This window comes from Streptomyces sp. NPDC060031 (assembly GCF_042736805.1).
GTDB lineage: Bacteria > Actinomycetota > Actinomycetes > Streptomycetales > Streptomycetaceae > Streptomyces.
Genome location: NZ_JBHWVM010000002.1, coordinates 38,931 through 54,360, shown reverse-complemented (window position 1 = coordinate 54,360; position 15,430 = coordinate 38,931). Strand labels below are relative to the sequence as shown.

The window sequence follows — 15,430 nt, the reverse complement described above, 5'->3', positions numbered from 1 at the left end:
CGTTCACGTCGTGATCTTCACCGTGTACGCGCCCGACTGGGTCCGGTCCGCCACCTCGATCGTGATCCGCTCGCCCGGCACCGTGAACCGCTCCCCGACCTCCAGCGGCGCGTCCGCCAGCGGCGGGTACACCGACCGCTCCCAGCAGGCCTCCGTGTCCGGATGCGCGTCCATCACCTCGATCGGCCCGCCGCCCGACGCGGCCTCGTTGCGGACCCGGTAGACGAGGACGCCCTCGGTGCAGGTGTCCCCGTCGTTGCCGGTGGATCCCCGCGCCTCGATGGCGATGGCGCTGCCGGGGCTCGTACGGACCACCACCAGCCGGGTCCCGCCCGTGCCGCCCTGCCGCGGGGCCTGGGCCAGCGGCTGGAGGGTGTGCAGCGAGGAGCCGGAGCGCACGCAGTCCACCTGGGCGTCGTCCAGCCAGCCCAGCTTCCACTTGTGCCAGGCGAAGAGGTCCGGGGCCATCCCGAACTGGCTGCCCATGACGTCCCAGTCGCCGACGTACGTGTCCCAGTCGCCCTTGCCGTCGGTCGGCCGGTGGTAGAGGTCGGGCAGGTCGAAGACGTGCCCGGTCTCGTGCGCCAGCACGTTCCGGTCCGGCGGGTGCTTCTCGAACACCGTGACGATCCGGCGCAGCTGCGCGCCGTCCGCGACGATCGGCCGGTCGAAGTTGACGACCTTGGTGGCGTCGGAGTCCACGCCGGGCGCGTCCGGATCGGCGACGAAGTACACGACGTCGTACCGGTTGAAGTCCACCTCCGGGTCGGAGGCGGCCACCGCGTCCCGCAGGTAGGCCGCCCGGTTCTCGGGGGCCCAGTCGCGCTGTATCCCGTACGCGGTGGACGACTTGGGCATCCGGACCCAGTGTTTCTGCGGGTGCGGGACCAGACGGAAGCGCCCGTACGAGGCCCGCTCGAAGAAGTCGCTCGTCGCCGGGAAGTAGTCGCCGGTCAGCTGCTCCGTGGTGAGGGTGGTCCGGTGGTCGGGGAAGGAGAGGAAGACCATGACCGCGTTGAGCGTGCGCTCGGGCTTGGGGTAGGCGGCGTTCCAGGAGTCCAGACCCAGGGAGTGGTGCGCCGTCGTACGGGTCAGCGCGCAGGGTCCGGCCCCGGTGGCGGCCACCGCGGGCCCCGCGACGAGCGACATGGCGGCCAGCGCCGTCAGGGAAGTGAGCGCTGCCGCCGCGCTTCGCAAGCGGGAGCGTTCCACTCCCCCGGGTGTCTGCTGTCGCGCCACATCGACCTCCGGTGGTGGATTCGTACCTCTTCATCCACCTTGGGGTGATTGTCTTACTAACGCCCTGTTCCGCTGCCCCACACGAGTGAGCACTACGGCAAGTCGGTGACGCCTCACCTCGGGCACATGCCTACGGAACGTGATGGCCGATCACGGGAGATCAGCCACCGCCATCGGCGCTCAGGGCCGCGCAGAAACGATCACTCGCGGACAGGTCGGCGTTCCGTCAGCCTGGCGTCAGCCCGGGGAAGTGCCGTGCCCCACACGGCGACGCCGCTGGATAGGCCGTCCGGCTGCCTCTATGATCGGCACACTTTCCTGCACGGACACTCACAAGCACTGCGGGAGCCACGGTGAGCGGAACCCCAGAAGGAACCGGTTCGGCGGCCGACAGCATCCGACCGGCCATTACGGAGCGTCACACCGCAGTGTCGGCAACGGCAACTCCGGTCCGCTCCGAGTCCGAACTGCGCGATTACCGGGCCGCCTTCAACGCGGCCCACCTGGCCATGGCCGTCGTCGACCGGGACGGCCACGTCGTCGCCGCCAACCAGGCCCTGGCCGGCCTGCTCGGCACCGAGCCGCACGCGCTCGTCGACCGGTCCGCCGCCGACCTGGTGGACCTGGCCGCGGAGGCGCGCACCTGGCAGGCGTACCGCGAGGTCCTGCGCGGCCGCCAGGCCAGACTGCGCTGCACCCGCCGGCTCAAGCACCCCGACGGGCACTCGCTGTGGACCGAGGTGACGGTGGGCCCCGTTCCCGGGACCCGCGACGTCCTGATGTCCGTCGCCGACATCAGCGACCGGCGCGACCTCCAGGCCCGGCTGCGGCACCTCCAGATGCACGACCCCGTCACCCGGCTGCCCAACCGGGCGCTGTTCTTCGAGCGGCTCTCCGCCGCCCTGGAGGCCTCCTCGTACGAGCACGGCGGCACCGGCCGGATCGGCCTGTGCTACCTGGACCTCGACGGGTTCAAGGCCGTCAACGACACCCTCGGCCACCGCGTCGGGGACCGGCTGCTGACCGCCGTGGCGGCCCGGCTGACCCAGTGCGCGGACCAGTCCGGGTACGGGCGCACGGGCGGGCACCTGGTGGCCCGGCTCGGCGGCGACGAGTTCGCACTGCTGGTCGAGGAGTCCACCGGCACCGAGCAGCTCGCCGAACTGGCGCGCAGCGTACTGGCCGCCGTACAGGAGCCCTTCGACCTGGCGGGGCAGCGGCTGTCGGTCTCGGCCTCGATCGGGGTGGTGGAGCGGGCCGCGGCCGGGAACTCGGCGACCGGGCTGATGCAGGCCGCGGACACGACGCTGTACTGGGCGAAGGCGGACGGCAAGGCCCGCTGGACCCTCTTCGACCCGGAGCGCAACGCGCACCGCATGACGAGACAGGCGCTCTCCTCGACGCTGCGGCCGGCCGTGGAGCGGGGCGAGTTCGAGCTGGAGTACCAGCCGCTGGTGGATCTGGAGAGCGGAGCCGTGCGCGGGGTCGAGGCCCTGGTGCGCTGGAGCCACCCGCAGTTCGGCACGCTGACGCCGAATCGGTTCATCGGAATTGCGGAAGAGGACGGCTCCATCGTCCAGTTGGGCCGCTGGGTGCTGCAGACGGCCTGCCGGCAGGCCCGGCGCTGGCAGATCGAACAGCCCAGCGACTCCCCCGTCTTCGTGTCCGTCAACGTGGCGGTGCGCCAGGTGTGGGACTCCGACCTGGTCGGGGACGTCGCGGAGATCCTGGCCGACACCGGACTGGCGCCGCAGCTCCTGCAGCTGGAGCTGACGGAGTCGGCGGTGATGGGCTCGGCCGGGCGGCCGCTCCAGGCCCTCCAGGCCCTGAGCGACATGGGCGTACGGATCGCCATCGACGATTTCGGCACCGGGTACTCGAACCTCGCCTACCTCAGCCGGCTGCCGGTCTCGGTGCTGAAGCTGGACGGATCCTTCGTCCGGGGCTTCCGCTACGACGAGGGCGCCCACCCGAACCCGGCCGACGAAACCATCGTGGAGGCCCTGGTCCAACTCGCGCACCGGCTGGGCCTGACGGTGACGGCGGAGTGCGTGGAGACCGCCGGCCAGGCGGCCCGGCTGCGCCGCGTGGGCTGCGACACCGGGCAGGGCTGGCTGTACTCGCGCGCGGTGGCCCCGGAGCGGATCGCGGAGATGATCGGCGACCGGCCGGCAACCCTCCCGTAGCGGCGGGCGCTGCCGCGCCGGCGGGGCCCTCGCGCCCCCACGCACACGGCCGCCCCCGCCTCCCTGGCGAGGAGGTGGGGGCGGCCGGCGCTCGGCGCGGGGTGGGGGGAGATCAGCAGGCGCCGAGGTCCTTCCAGACACCCCATTCACCGGTGGTGCCGGGCACCTCGTTCTGCGTCCACCACTGGGCCTTCCACTTGTGGCCGTGGTACGAGACCTCGCTGCCGCCGGTGTAGACGGTGCCCGCGACGTAGGCCGCGGCGGTGCAGCCCGAGGTGGGCGGCGTCGTCGGCGGGGTCGTCGGAGGCGTGGTCGGCGGGGTGGTCGGAGGCGTCGTGGGCGGGGTGGTGGGCGGCTGAGTGGTCCCGCCGAGGGCGTCCGAGATCTGGTTCAGCAGCGTGGTGTTGGCGTCCAGGCCGAGCAGGGAGTACATCATCGCGCCGGCCAGGCCGCGCTGCTTGCCGTAGTCGACACGGGCCTGGATGGACCGCTGGTTCAGGCCGGTGAAGAACTCGCCGTCCTTGAAGAAGTACGAGGCCTTGGCCTGGTCGTCCCAGAAGGTGTTCGCCGGGCTGTCGACGATCCCGCCGAGCTCCTTGTAGAGCGCGATGCCGGCCTGCTGGCTGGTCGGCCGGGCCGCGGAGGCCTGGGAGGCGGGCTGGGCGAGGCCGCCCGTGGCGCCGGCCTGCACGCCCTTCCAGCCGCGGTAGTAGAACTCGTAGCCCAGCGTCAGCTTGTTGGCGGGGAAGCCGCCCGCGATCCCGTAGGCCGCGTTGCCGTCGAGCCAGGAGTCGATGGCGTTCTTGATGCTGTACTTCTCGCTGCCCGGGGCGATCGGGTCGGTCGGGTCGGCCGACGAGGGCAGCAGCGGGGACTGGTGGTAGGTCGGCCCGTCGGCGTCCCAGGCCCCGTGCATGTCGTAGGTCATGATGTTCGCGTAGTCGAGGTACGCGCCGATCTTGTCCGTCTCGATGTTCTTGATCTTGTCCTGGCCGGCCGGGAGCGCGGAGGTCAGCAGGTACTTCTTGCCGCCGTTGGCCGCGCCGTAGGCGTCGAGCTGGGTGCGGAACTCCTTGAGCAGGAGCGTGAAGTTCTGCTTGTCCTCGGGGGCGTAGTGGTTGCCGAGGTGGCCGCCCGCCGAGCCCGGGTACTCCCAGTCGACGTCGATGCCGTCGAAGATGCCGGCCGCGCTGCCCGCGCCGCCGTAGCCGCCCTCGACCGGCAGGTTGCCCTTGATGTACTGGTCGATGCAGGAGGAGACGAGCTTCTTGCGGGAGGCGTCGGTCTTGGCCGCGTCGCTGAAGTACTTCGAGTACGACCAGCCGCCCAGCGAAATGTTGATCTTCAGGTTGGGGTGCTTGGCCTTCAGCTGCTTGAACTGGTTGAAGACACCGACGATCGGCTGGTCCCACTTGTCGGCGACCCCGCTGACGCTGTCCGCGGCGCTGAAGGACTTCTGGTAGTCGGCGTACGAGTCGCCCGCGCCGTCACCGGCGTTGGGGTTGTTGTCGTCGCCCGCCGCCTTGTTCGCCTCGAAACAGGTGAGGTCGGTGGGGTGGATGTTGCCGAACGAGTAGTTGATGACGTCCAGCTTGCCCGCTATGCCGCGGGTGTCGAGGTGCTTGGGATAGAAGGCGTTCCCGTACACGCTCCACTGGTCGTAGTAAGCGATCTTGACGCTGCCGGCCGCGGCGGTGGCCGAGGCGTCGGCGGCCGCCGCGGTACCGAGCCCCGCGAAGGTGGCCAGCGCTCCGGCTGCCAGCGCGGCCGTGGCGGCGGCCGCGATGAGGGGTTTACGGATGTGCATGAACTGCCTCCGGGGGGTGGGAGGGGAGAGCAAAAGGTTCAGGTGGGAGAAGTGATAGCGATCACCCGAGCCTCGCGTCAATGGTTTGGACCAAAGAAGGACTAGACCACTCGCGGCCCAGATCCCCACGTCAGAGACTTGAGGGCACGTCAAAAACCGCTCGCCACCCCGGGTGACGAGCGGTTTAAGGTTGCCTTCAGGCATCCCCCCGCAAGGTTTCGGCAACAAACCAGCCGAACTGCGTTCGCATACGGTCAACCGGCCGCGGGAGCCTGCACCGGCATCCCGTACGCATCTGCGACGAGCCCGTACGAGCGCAGCCGGGCGGCCCCGCTGTGGGCGTTCGCGGTCAGCATCAGCTCGTCGGCGCCGGTCCGCTTCGCCAGGTCGTCGAGTCCGGAGCGGACCTCGTCGGGAGTGCCGTGGACGATGTTGGCGAGCCAGCCGTCGACGAACTCCCGCTCCGCCGGGGCGAAGGGGTACGCGGCCGCCTCCTCGGGCGTCGGGACCAGCCCGGGCCGCCCGGTGCGCAGCCGCAGCATCGACAGCGCGCCCGTCAGCACCTGGGCGCGGGCCTCCCCGGCGGTGTCGGCGGCGAGCGCGGCGACCCCGATCACGGCGTACGGGGCGTCCAGCACGGCCGAGGGGCGGAAGCTCTGCCGGTAGAGGTCGAGTGCGGGCAGGGTGCCGGCGGCCGAGAAGTGGTGGGCGTACGCGAAGGGCAGCCCCAGCTCGCCGGCGAGCCGGGCACTGAACCCGGAGGAGCCCAGCAGCCACAGGGGCGGGCGCCCGGCCGGTCCCTGCACCGGGCCCGGTACGGCGTGCACGCGGGCGTAGGGGTGCCCGTCGGGGAAGTCGTCGTCCAGGAAGCGCGTGAGCTCCGCGAGCTGGCGGGGGAACTCGTCGGCGGACTCGTCCAGGCGCCCGCCGCGCAGCGCGGCCGCCGTGCGCCCGTCGGTACCCGGCGCACGCCCGAGCCCGAGGTCGATCCGCCCCGGGGCGAGGGCCTCCAGGGTGCCGAACTGCTCGGCGATGGCGAGCGGGGCGTGGTTGGGCAGCATGACCCCGCCCGAGCCGAGCCGGATCCGGGAGGTGTGCGCGGCGAGGTGGGCCAGGATCACGGCCGGGGAGGAGCTGGCGACCCCGGGCATGGAGTGGTGCTCGGCCACCCAGTGGCGGTGGTAGCCGCGGGACTCGGCGAGCCGGGCGATCTCCACGCTGGTGCGCAGGGAGGCGTGGGCGGTGCTGCCCGCGCCGACGGTGACGAGGTCGAGGACGGACAGGGGCACCGGGGCCCGCCCGAGGGCCGTGCCCCGGATCCCGTCGCGGTCGCCGTCCGGCCGGTTCCCCGTACGGCTCCCCTGCTCCTGCGCGTCCCCGGTGTCATTCATCGTCGCTCCCGCCTCGCATTGCCGTTCGTACGACATTCGTACGTCTCTGTACGAAGATTTCGAACTCTCGACGGCGACCAGGCATTCCCGGCACGCCGGGACAGCGCGCATGCCTGTGGCATATGCCAGGCGGGTAGATCCAGGCAGGGGGACATGATTGAGCCATCAATCTCCTCAACAGGCGCTCCACGTGGGCCTCTTGATGGCTATCGTGGTAGGGCAAGCGGTAACAACCTGCTAGGGGGAAACCGTGGCGCTGAAGCCCGAGCCGACCGCGCCGTTCCACTCGGTGCAGTACGCCCTGCGCGTACTCGAAACGGTCGCCCGCCATACCGGCGGCGTGACCGACGTACAGATCGCGCGTGAGACCGGCCTGCCCGCGGTCCATCTCGCGCCGATGCTCCTCATGCTGCGCCGAGAGGGGTACGTGCTCCAGGTGTCGGACGGCGCCTACTCCATAGGCGACTCCCTGGTGCTCCTCGGCTCGGGCGTGGACCGGAAGGCGGCCCTGCAGAGCAAGCTCCAGGAGACCCTGGACCGGCTGCGGGACTCGGTCGGCGCGGCCGTCTACATCAGCCGGTACGTGGACGGCGAGGTCCGGATCACGCAGTTCGCGGACAGCCCCCGCACGCCGAAGGTGCACGAGTGGGTCGACTTCCGCTCGGCGGCGCACGCCAGCGCGGTCGGCAAGTGCCTGCTGACCCAGCTCGACCTGAACGGCAGGCGCGACCACCTCTCCCGGCACAAGATCGCCCGGCTCACCTCGAAGACGATCGTGAACGAGCGGATCCTCTTCTCGAAGCTGGACAGTCAGCCGGCCACCGTCCCGATGCTCGACCTCCAGGAGTACGCCGTGGGCACGGTCTGCGCGGCCGTCCCGATCACCGCCGGGGCCTCGGTGGGCTGCCTGGCGCTCTCGCTCCCCGTGGAGCACGCGCACCGGCTGCGGGCCGCCGCGGACGTGCTGAACCGGAAGGCCGCGCCGCTTCTGCTGTCGCTCACGCTGTGAGGCGGCGGCCCCGGCCGACGGACTGACCGCCGGGTGGCCGAAAAGCATCGGAAAACACTTCGGGCGGTTCCCGGTGAACCGGAAACCGCCCGAAGTACAGGTGCGCCGCCAGGGACTCGAACCCCGGACCCGCTGATTAAGAGTCAGCTGCTCTAACCAACTGAGCTAGCGGCGCCTGACAGAGAAAATACTACCTGGTCGTCCGGGGTGCTCAAAGCCATTACCCGCGCTCCAGGAGAGCCAGGCGGTCCTGGGCCCGGTAGGCCGCCAGGAGCCCGGCCAGCGCGGCCTCGTCCAGGGGCCGGTAGCCCCCTTCGCCCGCCGGGCGCCACCAGACCGGGTCGGGGCACAGGAACCCCGTGCTCCGCAAGGCCGCGCGGTGCACCTTGTTCGTCGCGGTCACCGGCATCCGCGGGACCACCCGGACGTAGCGCGGGGACATCTTGGTCCCCAGGTCCGGCTGGGCGGCCAGGAAGGCCGCGAACGCCTCCGGGGAGAAGCCCGCCCCCTCCCGCGGGGCCACGGCCGCCATCACCTGGTCGCCCGCGACCTCGTCCGGGACCGCGTACACGGCGACCGCCGCCGCGTCGGACCAGCGGGCCAGGATGTTCTCGATCACCGCCGCCGCCAGGTTCTCGCTGTCGACCCTCAGGCGGTCGTCCGTACGGCCCGCGAAGTAGAGGAAGCCACGGTCGTCGCGGAAGAAGAGGTCACCGGTCCAGTACCAGCCCTCGCGGGTCCGGGCCGCCTCCGCGTCCGGGTTGCGCCAGTAGCCCTCGAAGAGGCTGCGGCCCTTGTTGACCAGCTCGCCTATCGCCTCGGCGCCGTTCAGCAGGCGCCCCCGCGGGTCGAGGACGGCCGCCGGGCACTCCAGGCCGCTCTCCGGGTCGATCACCGCCAGGTCGTCCCCCGCCCCCGCGCGGCCCAGCGCGCCCGGCGGGGTGTCCGGCGTGCGCTGCACGGAGGCGCCGCCCTCCGTGGCCCCGTACCCCTCGACCAGCCGGACCCCGAAGCGCTCGGCGAAGCGCGCCGCGTCCACCGCGCCCGCCTCGGTGCCGAAGCCCAGGCGCAGCGAGTGCGCGCGGTCCTCCGGGCGGGGCGGGGTGGCCAGCAGGTACTGGATGGAGCGGCCGACGTAGGTGAAGTACGTCGCCCCGTACGCCCGCACGTCGTCCAGGAACGCGGACGCCGAGAAGCGGCGCCGCAGCGCCACCGAGGCCCCGCCGGCCAGGGCGGGCAGCCAGTCGGCGATGACGGCGTTGCCGTGGAAGAGCGGCATGCAGATGTAGTGGACGTCGTCCGGGGTCACCGAGAAGTGCCGCGCGAGGGAGGCCCCGGCGCCGGCGAGCCGGCCCTGGGTGCAGATGGCGGCCTTGGGGGCGCCGGTGGAACCCGAGGTGAAGTAGAGGAGCAGCCGGTCCGCCGGCCCGGGCGGGCGGCCGGCCACCGTCGCCTCGCCGGGCTTGGCGGCCGCGTACGGGGCGAGCAGGGCCGCGTACTCCTCGGTGTCGGTCACCAGGATCCGTACGCCGGGCAGCGCGAGCCCGTCGAGCAGCGGCAGGTGGGCGCGCTCGGTCACCAGGATCCGGCACTCGGTGTGCAGGATGTCGCGGGCCAGCTCCGGGCCGCGCCGGGTGGGGTTGATCCCGGCGACGGCGGCCCCCGCGAGGGCCGCCGCGCCGAGCCAGAACGGGAACTCGGGGGTGTTGTCGAGCAGCACCCCGATGTGCGGCTCCGCCCGCGGCGGCAGCAGGTCGACGAGCAGCGCGGCGCGCGCGGCGGCCTCCTGGGCGGTCCGGTGGTGGCTGAGGACGGTCTCCTCGCATGCCAGTCCTGGCCGGTGGTCGCCCCATTGGCGCGCCATGAGCTCCGCGACGGTTCCGGGTGTCGTCCGCATGCCGCCGGAGCGTAGCTGACGTACCGTCAGAACTGAACGTCGGAGCAGGCGTAGAAGGCGTTCGCCGTGTCGTTGATCGTCCAGACGGCCAGGATCAGGTGCCGGCCGGACTTGCCGCCCGGCATCGCACCCTGGTGGACGGTGGTCATGGCGGGGCGGGCCCCGTTGTAGGCCACGGTGAGGAAGGGCTGGGGGTCGAGGGAGGCGCGGGTGAGGGGCTTGGCGGGGTCCCAGCCGTTCTTGGTGACGTAGTACTTGAAGTCGGTGGTGGAGTGGTTGGCGGTGAACTGCCACCGGAAGGAGTAGCTCTGCCCGCTGGTCACCTTGGTGGTGGGCCAGGCGCCGCCTCGGGGGTTGTCGAGCTCCGCGAACTGCGGGAGGCCGGCCGAACATATCCTGCCGTCTGCGGGGCCGGCGGCCGGGAACCCCTTGGGGCCCTCGACGCTCTGCGGCTCCCACTGGATGGCACCGCAGTCGGCGACCGTCTTGTTGGCGCAGAGCTTCTGGCGGCTGATGGGGGTGTCGGTGTAGCCGTGGCTGCTCGCGGTGGGGGCCGTGAGGAGCGTGAGTGCGGTCACGACGCCGAGGCCGACCGCCGCGGCGCCGGCCTTCCTGGCCTGGCCGGATCTGCCGGTTCTGCCGGATCCGGGCATGCGGATGTTACGCATGATGCTCCTTGAACGTGGGGGGGAGTTCGGGGAGAGCGTGCGCTCGCGCGGGGATTCTTCAGGTCTAGACCAAGTCCCAGATTATTGACGGGAGTTGGCCGTGTCCATACCAACGGAAGAACGGGTGGCCCGGTCCTTTCCGGCTCCACCCGTTCTCCTGGCCCCAGGCCCCCGGCCCGGGCCTCCGTCCCGGCCTACTCCGCGCGTCCCGTGTAGAAGGCGACCGTGAGGTCCTTCACCAGGGCCTTGCGCTCGTAGTCGTCCAGCTCCACGAGCCCGCGCGAGGTGAGGCGGTGGACGGTGTCGTCGACCGCGTCCACCACCGAGGTCAGCACGGTGTCCCGGTGCTTGGCGTCGATCGCCGCGACCCGGCGGCGCCGCATGGCTTCGGCGACCTCGGGGGCGTACTCGATCCGGGTCGGCTGGGCCGAGTACACCTCCACTCCCACGGCCTCGGTCTCGGCCGCCAGCATCCGGGTCAGCGCGTCACCGACGGCCTCGGCGTCGCGCAGGGTCGGGGCGTCCTCGTGGAAGGCGTCGGCCGGGAGCTGGGACAGCACCCGGGCCATGGCCGACTCCACCTGCTCGGCCAGGTACTCGGTGTGGTCGGCCACGGCGAGCGTGGCGCGGGCGGTGTCCTTGACCTGCCAGACCACCTGGACCACGACCTGGAGGGCGAGGCCGCCCGAGTCCACGGCGGGCATCGGGTCGCTGCGCCAGTGCCGCAGCCGTACGTCGACCCTGCGGCGCAGCAGCAGCGGACTGACCCAGGTCAGGCCGGTGCGGCGGACCGTGCCGCGGTAGCGGCCGAAGAGGGTGAGCACCCAGGCGTGCCCGGTCCGGGCGCGGCCCAGCCCGCCGAGGGCGAGGAGCGCGACGATGCCGAGGAAGGCGAGCGGCGGCCAGTGCGCCGCCCGGAGCCCCTGGTAGGCGCGGGGGGTCGCGCCGAAGGCGGCCACGATTTCGGCCGGGACGGCCCCGGCACGCCAGAGCACCGCCGCGCAGCCGGTCAGGGCGATCGCGCCGACGGCGACGCCGATCCAGCCGGGAACGACCGGGCCGTGGTGCTCGCGGAGCCGGTCGTCCCCGCGGGGCACCCGGCGTCCGGGAGCGGGCCGCGGGACGACGGGCGGCCTGACCGGGACGGGCGGGACGGCCCGGGCGGGGGCCGCGGCCGCGCGGAAGGGCAGGTGCACGGGCACCTCGGTCACCGCCGTGCCGCGGACCGGGCCGACCGCCGGCAGGTCCTGCGCGTCGCCCTCCTCCTCCATCACCCGCGCCACGGCCCGCGCGACGATGTCCGCCACCGCGGGCCCCGGCACACCGGCCGGCTCGGGCGTCCGGTCCAGCTGCACCGCCGGGGCCGTCGTCGGCGGGGGCGTGTGAGCGGGCTCGTCCGCCGGGGCGGGCTCCGCCGCGACCGGCTCGGGCGCCGGAGCGGGCCGGTCCCGTACGTAGGAGACGACCGGATCCGCGACCGGATCCGCGACCGGGTCCACGACCGGATCCGTGACCGGGTCCACGACCGGATCCGGCGCCACGGCCACTGCCTCCGGCTCCGGCGACGGCTCCCGGTGCGGCCACGGTTGCGGGCCCTCCGCCGCCGCCGTCGGCTCGGGCTCGGGCTTGGGCTTGGGCTTGGGCGCCGGCGCCTCGGGGACGTACAGCGCGGCCTCGTCCCCGGCGCGGTGGTGCTGCTCCGTGCCGGCGCGGACCACCGCGGGCCAGGGGTGCCGCTGCCCGTACGCGGGCTCGGCGGTGAGGACGGATTCGGGGGCGCGCAGGCGCTGGGTGGCCACGTCGGCGTGGGCCGCCTCGTCGTGGGGGTGCGGGATGGGGTGCGGGATGGGGTGCGGAATGTCCGCGCCCGGGGCCTGCGGCGCGTGAACCGGCTCGGCCTCGCTCTCCACCCGCGCCGCCGGTACGTCACAGGCCGGCTGCTCCGGGGTCCGGGCCGCGGCGGGTTCCGGCTCGGCCGGGAAGGCGGCGGGTTCCGGCAGGGCCGGGGGCACCTGGAGGATGCCCGTGGTCGATGTGGTGCGCGTGGGGTACATCGTTGCCTCCGTCATGCGAACAGCCGGCGCCAGGTTTCCGGGCCCGGGATGCCGTCGGCCGAAGCGCCGCGCCAGCCCTGGGCGCGCTGGAAGGCCTCGACGTTGCGGCGGTCGGTCTCGCCCCAGCGAGGACCCGGGCCGGATGTGTAGTTCTTGCCGAAGCCCTTCTTCACCAGCTGGCGGCCAAGGGCGGTGATGGACGGGTGGGACGACCCGGGCCGGAAGACCGACCGGCCCGGATGGGCGGGGACGCCCGACGGGCCCGGCGCGGCGGCCGCACTGCCCGGCGTCGGCAGGATGTCCTTGCCCTGGTGCAGGGCCAGCAGCCGCCAGGTGTGCTCGCCCGGAATGCCGTCGGCCTCCGAGCCCGTCCAGCCCTGGGCGCGCTGGAAGGCCTGGGTGGCCAGCCGGTCGGAGTCCGTCCACAGCTTGGACGCGCCCTTGGGGTAGAAACGGGCACCGCCGCGCTCGATCAGCATCCCGCCGAGCTGGGCGACGTACTCGTTGTCGGCCCCGGGGCCGAACTTCGACGCGCCCGGGTAGGTCGCCGGGACCACCGGCTTGGCTCCCGGCGCGGGCGCCTCGGCGACCGGCGGCACGGCGACCGGCGGCACGGCGACCGGCGGCTCGGGGACGATCCCGCCCGTGACCCCGTTGAACCGGTAGGGGATGTACTTCACCGAGTTGTTCCAGTAGCCGTACGGCGTGGCCTGCTTCCGCGTGATCGGCCGGGTCTGCTCGTAAGCGACGTAGTGGGTGCGCGTCTCGTCCACCCAGCCGCCGAAGAGCACGACGTGCGAGCCCTTGTTGGGGTCCGCCGGGTTGTGGAAGAGCAGCATGTCCCCCGGCAGCAGCTCATCCTTGGTGATCTTCGTGGCGAAGGTGTCGAGGCTGCCGGTCCACTCGTTGGAACCGAGGTTCCAGGCCATCGAGACGTAGCCCGAGCAGTCCTGCCGGTAGCCGTCCGCCCAGTACTCGGTCATGCTGTACGGGACCTCCGCGTCCAGCCACAGCTTCGCCCGCTTGATGATCGTCGTGCGGTCGATCCGCTTCACGGCGGGCGGCGCGCCGGGGCGCCCGGGCGTGCCGACCGGCCCCGGCCTCGCCGGCCGGCCGTGCAGCGGGGACTTCGCCCCCTGCGGCGAACCGGGGTCGTCCAGCGAGACGGCCTCGGGGCCCGGAGCCGTCACCGCCACCGCGGCCCCGCCGCCACCGCCCAGGACCACTCCCGCTGCGGTGGCCAGGACGAGCGCCCGGCGGGCCCCGCGGACGGCGGGGTGACCTCCGTCGCGCAGCGGTATGGCCCGGCCGCGGGCGAGGGTGCGGCGGCGCTGCGCGCAGCCCCGGCACGCGCAGTCGCCGGCGGGCTCGTACTCCTCGAAAACTGGCATCGGCATCCGCATCGCCGCCGGGGTCGGCGTCGGCGGCGTCGTCGTCTGTGCACACACGTGCGTCGGGGGCTGCATCGTCATGCGGTTCCGTCCACTCCCCTGCTCGTCCGCTGGTCGGCCGGGCGCCACATCTGGCGGGGCGTCAGATGTGGCAGGACCCAGACATATCGTGCACGATAAACACCCCAAACATGGGTTAATCGGACAACGCGGGCGCGGCTGGTCACGAGCACGTCCGGAAGTGCTGTAAAGTTTTCTTTGTCAGCAAGCGCCGCTAGCTCAGTTGGTTAGAGCAGCTGACTCTTAATCAGCGGGTCCGGGGTTCGAGTCCCTGGCGGCGCACAGACGGAGGAAGCCCCTCGCAGCGAGAGCTGCGAGGGGCTTCTTCGTCGTGCCGTACGGCCCTACGGTGGCGGGCGGGCCTCACGCCGCCGTGCCGGGCCGGACCGTGACGCCCGTCAGATAGGCCGACACGACCACGTTCGCCGTGTACTGCTTGATCGTCTTGTCGTAGGTGCCGCCGCAGGTCACCAGCCGCAGCTCGGCCCGGCCCTTGACCCGCTGGCCGTACGCCTTGTCCGGGTCGAAGCCCGCGCGCTCGTGGACCCGTACGTCCTCGATCGTGAACTCCGCGACCGAGCCGTCCGCCCGCACCACGCGCACCTTGTCGCCCGACCGCGCCGAGCTCAGGCCGTAGAACACCGCCGGCTTGGACTTCGTGTCCACGTGGCCGACCATCAGCGCCGTCCCGGCCGCGCCCGGCTGGGGGCCGCCGCGCCACCAGCCCACCGATCCCGGCTGCTCGTACGGCGGCGGGTCGATCGCGCCCTGGGGGTCCAGGTCCCGGGCCATCACCGGGGCCTGGATGCCCATGGACGGTACGTCGACCCGTGCGGGCGCGGCCGCCGCCAGCGGGGCGTGCGCGGCCGGCAGGCCCGCCGCCGCCGAACCGCCGGCCTGGCCGGTGAGCGGGCTCGGGACCCCGGTGATCTCGCGGCCCCAGAGCCACAGCCCGAGCACGAGTACCGACCAGGCGGCGAAGGTCAGCAGCCGGCCGCCGCCGGTCGCCCGGCCCTCGTTCACTCGCCGCTGCGGCGGCGGCGCAGGGTCAGCGCCCGGCCGGCGACCGCCAGGGTGGCCGCGGCGGCGAGGATGGCGCCGATCACCGTGTGCGGGAGGCCGGGACCGTCGCCCCCGTGGTTGTGCTTGGCGGCGGCGGCCAGTTCGGCCGCGTCGGCCTGCCGGCCCGCCGCCGGAGCCTCGGCGACCTTGGCCTTCTCGGCGAGCTCCGCGGCCATGCCGCCGCCGCCCGCGTGGACGGGCCAGATCGGCGTGTGGTGGGGGTCGGGGTGGTGCTCGCGGCGGCGGACGATCTCGATGGAGCCCCACTCGCGTTCGCCGCCGTGGCCGCCGCACTTCACCCGGATGTCGTGCCGGCCCGGCTCGGCCCAGGAGCGGATCACCGCGTCGCCCCACAGCGTGCGGCGGTCGTCGCCACGGCCGGAGGACAGCCGGACCTCCGACACGAACACGGAGGACTGGGCGATGGCCCAGTCGTCGTCGCAGCCGTGGACGCGCAGTTTGACCTGCGCCCCCGGTTCGGCCGGGTTGGGGTCGGCCGAGACGCTGCCGCGGTTCCCCTCGTTCGCGAGGGCGACGGGTGCGGTCACGGCGGTGAGGGCCGTCAGGGCGACGGCCACCCCGGCGGCACGGAGAACGATCGGATCGGTGCGCATGGTGAACCTCCTCAACAAGGAGATTCACGCGCGGCGCGCCGCTCCGCATCCG

At 72.9% G+C, this 15,430-nt stretch carries 11 protein-coding genes and 2 tRNA genes; 3 read left to right on the top strand and 10 right to left on the bottom strand.

Features of this window, described 5'->3' with window-relative positions; translation table 11 throughout:
* Positions 1 to 3: 3 nt before the first annotated feature.
* A complete protein-coding gene (locus ACFWB8_RS01160) occupies positions 4 to 1,239 on the bottom strand; it encodes a M6 family metalloprotease domain-containing protein (RefSeq protein ID WP_385220618.1) in 1,236 nt (411 codons plus the stop codon).
* A gap of 353 nt (positions 1,240 to 1,592) precedes the next feature.
* Here ACFWB8_RS01160 and ACFWB8_RS01155 point away from each other — a divergent pair, with 353 nt between their 5' ends.
* Complete coding sequence (locus tag ACFWB8_RS01155; protein ID WP_385220615.1) at positions 1,593 to 3,425, top strand: putative bifunctional diguanylate cyclase/phosphodiesterase; 1,833 nt, start codon at positions 1,593 to 1,595, stop codon at positions 3,423 to 3,425.
* Positions 3,426 to 3,537: 112 nt separating this feature from the next.
* Here the strand turns inward: ACFWB8_RS01155 and ACFWB8_RS01150 are convergent, their stop codons facing one another.
* Entirely contained in the window at positions 3,538 to 5,232 is a 1,695-nt protein-coding gene (locus tag ACFWB8_RS01150) for a glycosyl hydrolase family 18 protein (RefSeq protein WP_385220612.1), read from the bottom strand.
* A 254-nt stretch (positions 5,233 to 5,486) separates the two neighbouring features.
* A complete protein-coding gene (locus ACFWB8_RS01145) occupies positions 5,487 to 6,623 on the bottom strand; it encodes an LLM class flavin-dependent oxidoreductase (protein ID WP_385220609.1) in 1,137 nt (378 codons plus the stop codon).
* 250 nt (positions 6,624 to 6,873) lie between these two features.
* Here ACFWB8_RS01145 and ACFWB8_RS01140 point away from each other — a divergent pair, with 250 nt between their 5' ends.
* Positions 6,874 to 7,632: an IclR family transcriptional regulator gene (locus tag ACFWB8_RS01140; protein ID WP_385220606.1), complete on the top strand. Its 759-nt coding sequence runs from the start codon at positions 6,874 to 6,876 to the stop codon at positions 7,630 to 7,632.
* A 101-nt stretch (positions 7,633 to 7,733) separates the two neighbouring features.
* On the opposite strand, the gene ACFWB8_RS01135 is transcribed toward ACFWB8_RS01140, so the two are convergent.
* The 5 genes from ACFWB8_RS01135 to ACFWB8_RS01115 all read right to left on the bottom strand — a co-directional run bounded on the left by ACFWB8_RS01135 (position 7,734) and on the right by ACFWB8_RS01115 (position 13,648).
* A tRNA-Lys gene (locus tag ACFWB8_RS01135) sits at positions 7,734 to 7,807 on the bottom strand.
* Positions 7,808 to 7,852: 45 nt separating this feature from the next.
* Positions 7,853 to 9,529 carry an AMP-binding protein gene (locus tag ACFWB8_RS01130; RefSeq protein WP_385220603.1) on the bottom strand — a complete coding sequence of 559 codons (1,677 nt, stop codon included), beginning with the start codon at positions 9,527 to 9,529 and terminating at the stop codon, positions 7,853 to 7,855.
* Positions 9,530 to 9,555: 26 nt separating this feature from the next.
* A complete protein-coding gene (locus ACFWB8_RS01125) occupies positions 9,556 to 10,197 on the bottom strand; it encodes a lytic polysaccharide monooxygenase (RefSeq protein ID WP_385220600.1) in 642 nt (213 codons plus the stop codon).
* 194 nt (positions 10,198 to 10,391) lie between these two features.
* Positions 10,392 to 12,251, bottom strand: coding sequence for an SPFH domain-containing protein (locus ACFWB8_RS01120; protein WP_385220597.1), 1,860 nt, complete (start codon positions 12,249 to 12,251; stop codon positions 10,392 to 10,394).
* 11 nt (positions 12,252 to 12,262) lie between these two features.
* A complete protein-coding gene (locus tag ACFWB8_RS01115) occupies positions 12,263 to 13,648 on the bottom strand; it encodes a peptidoglycan-binding protein (RefSeq protein ID WP_385220883.1) in 1,386 nt (461 codons plus the stop codon).
* Positions 13,649 to 13,910: 262 nt separating this feature from the next.
* Between ACFWB8_RS01115 and ACFWB8_RS01110 the strand changes: the two genes are divergently transcribed.
* A tRNA-Lys gene (locus ACFWB8_RS01110) sits at positions 13,911 to 13,984 on the top strand.
* 81 nt (positions 13,985 to 14,065) lie between these two features.
* Here the strand turns inward: ACFWB8_RS01110 and ACFWB8_RS01105 are convergent.
* Positions 14,066 to 14,725: a class F sortase gene (locus ACFWB8_RS01105; RefSeq protein ID WP_385220594.1), complete on the bottom strand. Its 660-nt coding sequence runs from the start codon at positions 14,723 to 14,725 to the stop codon at positions 14,066 to 14,068.
* On the bottom strand, positions 14,722 to 15,378 hold the full coding sequence (locus ACFWB8_RS01100) for a hypothetical protein (protein ID WP_385220592.1): 657 nt from the start codon (positions 15,376 to 15,378) through the stop codon (positions 14,722 to 14,724). The genes ACFWB8_RS01105 and ACFWB8_RS01100 overlap by 4 nt, the downstream gene beginning before the upstream one ends.
* Positions 15,379 to 15,430 lie beyond the last annotated feature (52 nt).

What these genes read in the sequence shown, in the direction of transcription:
- ACFWB8_RS01150 (WP_385220612.1), bottom strand. Translation starts at nt 5,232, where the DNA reads ATGCACATCCGTAAACCCCTCATCGCGGCCGCCGCCACGGCCGCGCTG.
- ACFWB8_RS01145 (WP_385220609.1), bottom strand. Translation starts at nt 6,623, where the DNA reads ATGAATGACACCGGGGACGCGCAGGAGCAGGGGAGCCGTACGGGGAAC.
- ACFWB8_RS01130 (WP_385220603.1), bottom strand. Translation starts at nt 9,529, where the DNA reads ATGCGGACGACACCCGGAACCGTCGCGGAGCTCATGGCGCGCCAATGG.
- ACFWB8_RS01125 (WP_385220600.1), bottom strand. Translation starts at nt 10,197, where the DNA reads ATGCGTAACATCCGCATGCCCGGATCCGGCAGAACCGGCAGATCCGGC.
- ACFWB8_RS01120 (WP_385220597.1), bottom strand. Translation starts at nt 12,251, where the DNA reads ATGTACCCCACGCGCACCACATCGACCACGGGCATCCTCCAGGTGCCC.
- ACFWB8_RS01115 (WP_385220883.1), bottom strand. Translation starts at nt 13,648, where the DNA reads ATGCCGATGCCAGTTTTCGAGGAGTACGAGCCCGCCGGCGACTGCGCG.
- ACFWB8_RS01100 (WP_385220592.1), bottom strand. Translation starts at nt 15,378, where the DNA reads ATGCGCACCGATCCGATCGTTCTCCGTGCCGCCGGGGTGGCCGTCGCC.